The following is a 259-nucleotide window of genomic DNA, read 5'->3' as shown; positions in this document are numbered from 1 at the left end:
CGTCAGTAACCAGTCGTCGCCATACGGGTGTAAATTTTCCAGGCATGGCTGTTCAATGCCGCGAATGTGCGGCGTATCGGCAAGCTGTCGCCAGAACAGACTTTCCTCATATTCATTTTTCTGGTGAAACGACGGCGCGCAGGGATACGCGCCGATAATATAACCGACGTCAGGGTTTTTCATTTATGGCTCCTGCCTGTCAGGCGGAATTAATTCAGCGCACTGAGCGCTACTTTTACAACAATTTTACGAATAGGGG

Annotated in this window: 1 protein-coding gene; it reads right to left on the bottom strand. The window is 49.8% G+C overall.

Annotated elements, in window-relative coordinates; all coding sequences use genetic code 11:
- On the bottom strand, positions 1 to 183 hold a 183-nt coding region (locus FQ664_RS26315), incomplete at its 3' end, for a DUF4862 family protein (protein ID WP_144175918.1).
- Positions 184 to 259 lie beyond the last annotated feature (76 nt).

The organism is Pseudomonas persica (assembly GCF_900291015.1).
Classification (GTDB): domain Bacteria; phylum Pseudomonadota; class Gammaproteobacteria; order Pseudomonadales; family Pseudomonadaceae; genus Aquipseudomonas.
Note: the sequence above shows the minus strand (reverse complement) of the source record. Positions and strands in the feature narration are given on the sequence as shown.